The following is a 4,021-nucleotide window of genomic DNA, read 5'->3' on the forward strand; positions in this document are numbered from 1 at the left end:
ATAATCCAGGCACAGAAAACCAAGAATTAATGGATTTGTCCCGTTCCAATAACATTGAAACCTGCAGGGCCTGTAATCTGGTATTGTTGAGTACAGGACAATTTTAACTTTTTCTGGCCTCCAGAAAAATATTCATATACCATATGTGGGGAGCTGATATAAGTGAAACCAGTATAAAAAACAAAAGAATCAGTTCTTCGGAATCGCTTCCAGGATAAAACACTGCCAAAATAACCCACATTCCACCTATGCTGGCGGCTGTAAATGGCATAAGCCTTTTTACAAAATTTTTAAAGTGGTCTTTCCCAAAATACCATTTCAATGATTGGTATTCTTCTGTCATACTAGGAAGAGCATGCCAAAAGCCAAAATAGATAATGAAGCCAACCAAAAGAGGAAGTTGATAAAGAACCATGCCCATGATAAGCATTTCAATGGCAAACAAGCGCCATGCTTTTGTATCATTTTTGGCCATTAAAAAATTACTGATAATCAAGCTACTGATAATAACAGGCCAACCGAAATCCTCTAGTGGAAGGATATCAACAATTCCCATTAATATAATGGCCGTATTTTCAAAATCTCCCCAAAAAATCACACTTAAATAAAATACTCCCGTAAAGAAATAAGTAGTTTTTTTCAATTTTTCAAGCTCCATTCTAATGAAATGGCTCTGTCCGAAGTGGTAGGCCGACATCATTAAAAAAGCAATCAGGGCAGGTACAGGAAAGTAAATCCAAACAATCAGGTACCCGATAATTATCGCCAGATACTTTATGATAAATTTAATCAGTCCTTTATTGTCAATTTTGGGATTCAAGAGTAAGTGATCCAAGGCCCCATGAGGAATGCCTATAGTCAATAATATTGTAGCAAAAAGAATCCATTCGAATATTTCATTGCCCTGAAAAAAAATTAAATAAAGAGCCGCAATCGCCAATCCTAAAATTTTACCGATTTTTTCAATGTCTCTCATAATGGATCAGGGATTTGATGAAGATTGGAAACTTTAGTCTAATAAGTAAATTGAGTTCATCCAAAAAGCTGGTTTCCTCATTCAGAAAGCTCAACACCGCTGGTCCTGAATTGACTTGAAATAGATTTACAAATACTACAGGCAATGACTTGGGCCATTTTTTAGCAATATTCAGAATAATGTTGTCATAAAAGTTAAAGCGTGACTTTCTCTTCCAGACCAATGCTTTGGCATCTTCATTGTTTTCAAGTGAATTTACAATGTTTTGGCAATGTTTTTGGATATTGTGGAAGGTATAACCCGTACTGGGTTTGCTACAGCCGGCTAAAGTACCTAAAGTAACGACACGTTGACTTGTAGGTTTTCCGAAGTCAAAAGTTGTCATCGGAATGCTGCCCTCCTCTCGGAAAGTGATTTCATAATTCAGCTCTCCCAAGTTATCTTGTATGTATTTTTTAATTTGGGTTTCCATAGAAGCCATATCGACTTCATCTGTGCTGAAAACAGTATATTCAATAAGTGCTTCCTTTTCTGAAAAAGGTAAAATATAAAAAAAGGCAGTTTCTGCAGCTGTTTTTTCATCAAAATCCATCATCACTGCAGTGTCTTTCTCAAAACACGCACGATTGGTTTTTATTTTCCAGCCTAAGAAAATTTGCTTTAGGATTTTCTTATTAGCAATTCTTGATGGGGAATGCGGTATGCTGTTGAATGCTTTTTGGGCAAAGAAGCTGCCATTGTTTTTGGTAACAGCAGTAACCCCACCTTCAGTATTGTCTTCCAGGGTGAGTACTGTGTCCTGTAAGAAATGGATGTTTGAAAAGCTATTTATTTTTTTCATTATTTCCCCATAAAAATCAGAGGACTTAATGTGGAAATATTTCATTTCACCCAATGATTTTTTAACCATTTGGTTACCCATGGAGATACCAATGTTTTCCCAAAAAATCAATGGGGAATTTTTAGGATGGATTTCAAGTGGAGCTTTTGCCCAGTAGCACCAGGTCCTATCATTTGCAACTTTATCAGAGCTGTCAATAACCAGGATTTTTTTATCTGAGAGTGTGCTGTTGAGAAGGTGATGTAACAAGCTCATGCCAGCACAACCGAATCCTGTAACAATATAATCGTAAGTAGAAGCGGTCTTTGGCATGGTTAAATGGGCTGGGCAAGGGGTGAAATTTTGTTACTATACAATAAAGAAAAGCTGTCCCGATAACGGGACAGCTTATTCTTAATTAAGATGCAAGCGCTGCTTTTCTGCTTTTCGCAGTTTCAGCAATCGCTACTGAGTAGATCACCAATCCAAATCCAATTTTGTTGATGGCGTCAGCTAAGTTGTAGAATAAGTCAATGCTACTTACTTCAAATGCACCTGATAATAAGTTACCTGGCAATACCATGTAACCGATTGGATAGATAGACCATCCCAAGGTGATGAAGATTTTCAAAAGGAACATTGCACGTCCCAACTCAGGACTGTTTGAGGTTTTGGTAAGTTTTGCAACGTCACCAGCAAATACTTCATATACAATGTATAAGTAACCTATTGTAGAGAAAATACCCCACATAACATTGCTGTCAATGCCGGAAGTCTCTCCAATGTAACCAGTAACCAACATTACCAAAGAAGCGATGATAAGTTTGAACAATGTACTTCCTTTTGCACCAAATGGCTTAGTAAGTAAGTAAAACTCCACACACATCAATGGCACTGTCAAAGTCCAGTCCACATACCTGAAAGCAGTTGGACTAGTACCTGTTTCCAAGTAGAAATCCCTCATGTAATAGTAATGCACGGCGGCAATACCTGTAATCAAACCGGAAACGAGAAGAGAAGTCTTCCACTTTCCGTCTACTGAACTTCTTTCTACAAAGAAGAATACAGCAGAAGCAAACATAGCCATATACCCTATAAAGAAGGTAATGGCAACCGGATCGCTATTGACAATCTTGTCAAGACCGATCAAATCTGCGGTTAAAATGGTGTTCATAATGTTTTTGGTTTTAAATAGTGAAGAATATTAAACTGTATTGGTGATTATTTGTCAATAGAAATGAATCAAGAGATGTTTTGTTTAACTTAAAACACAAAATACTAAACAAATGTGTATAAAATATTGAAATACAGGTATAAACTGCACGATTTAGTGATCATTGAAAACACTGTTTGATTTCGAATTTTTATCTAATTCTGGAATTATATTTTGTTAATTGGATTAAGGGAAAAAGGCTATTGTTTTTGGGACCAAGTGTTGGATTTCATTTCTTAAAAGGGTATGTCCTATCGATTTTTTTGCGTAATATTACGGGTTGAATATTGAAAAGAAAATTCTCTTTTTTCGGATGAAAAAAGGCGTTTGAATCTTGTTATGAGCGAAAATAAAGAAGGAAATCAAAAGGATTACTCAGCTGGTAATATCCAGGTATTAGAAGGTTTAGAAGCAGTAAGAAAAAGGCCCGCCATGTATATTGGTGATGTAGGCATTAAAGGTTTGCATCACCTTATTTGGGAAGTTGTAGACAATTCCATTGATGAAGCATTGGGTGGGTATTGTGACACCATATATGTAACAGTCAATGAAGACAATTCTGTTACAGTAGAAGACAATGGTAGGGGTATTCCCATTGATATACACCCTAAAGAGAAAAAATCAGCGCTTGAAGTTGTCATGACTGTGCTTCATGCCGGAGGTAAATTTGATAAAGATACCTACAAAGTTTCCGGTGGTTTGCACGGTGTTGGCGTTTCCTGTGTCAATGCACTTTCCACTGACCTAAAGGCAACCGTACACAGAGATGGTAAAATTTATGAACAGGAATACAAAATAGGTGTCCCCCAATATCCTGTTAGGGAAATAGGCACGACTGATAAGCGGGGAACTATTATTCATTTCAAACCTGACTTGAGTATTTTTATAGTCAGTGAGTTCAAGTATGAGACTATTGCCAACCGCCTTAGGGAACTTTCATTTCTGAATGCCGGCATCAGGATACACCTGAAAGACATGCGTGAGATGGAAGATGATGGTCAGCCTCGATCTG

At 37.1% G+C, this 4,021-nt stretch carries 4 protein-coding genes; 1 reads left to right on the forward strand and 3 read right to left on the reverse strand.

Annotated elements, in window-relative coordinates; translation table 11 throughout:
- Positions 1-103: 103 nt before the first annotated feature.
- The 3 genes from QZT73_RS05200 to QZT73_RS05210 form a co-directional block, all read right to left on the reverse strand.
- Positions 104-976: a beta-carotene 15,15'-dioxygenase, Brp/Blh family gene (locus tag QZT73_RS05200; RefSeq protein ID WP_291786982.1), complete on the reverse strand. Its 873-nt coding sequence runs from the start codon at positions 974-976 to the stop codon at positions 104-106.
- On the reverse strand, positions 963-2,129 hold the full coding sequence (locus tag QZT73_RS05205) for a lycopene cyclase family protein (RefSeq protein ID WP_291781708.1): 1,167 nt from the start codon (positions 2,127-2,129) through the stop codon (positions 963-965). Before QZT73_RS05205 ends, QZT73_RS05200 begins: the two co-directional genes overlap by 14 nt.
- Positions 2,130-2,214: 85 nt before the next feature.
- Positions 2,215-2,970 carry a bacteriorhodopsin gene (locus QZT73_RS05210; protein WP_291781712.1) on the reverse strand — a complete coding sequence of 252 codons (756 nt, stop codon included), beginning with the start codon at positions 2,968-2,970 and terminating at the stop codon, positions 2,215-2,217.
- A gap of 378 nt (positions 2,971-3,348) precedes the next feature.
- On the opposite strand from QZT73_RS05210, the gene QZT73_RS05215 reads away from it, so the two are divergent.
- Positions 3,349-4,021: ATP-binding protein (locus QZT73_RS05215; RefSeq protein ID WP_291786985.1), on the forward strand; the 673-nt coding region annotated here is incomplete at its 3' end.

It is taken from the genome of Cecembia sp. (genome assembly GCF_007126775.1).
GTDB lineage: Bacteria > Bacteroidota > Bacteroidia > Cytophagales > Cyclobacteriaceae > Cecembia.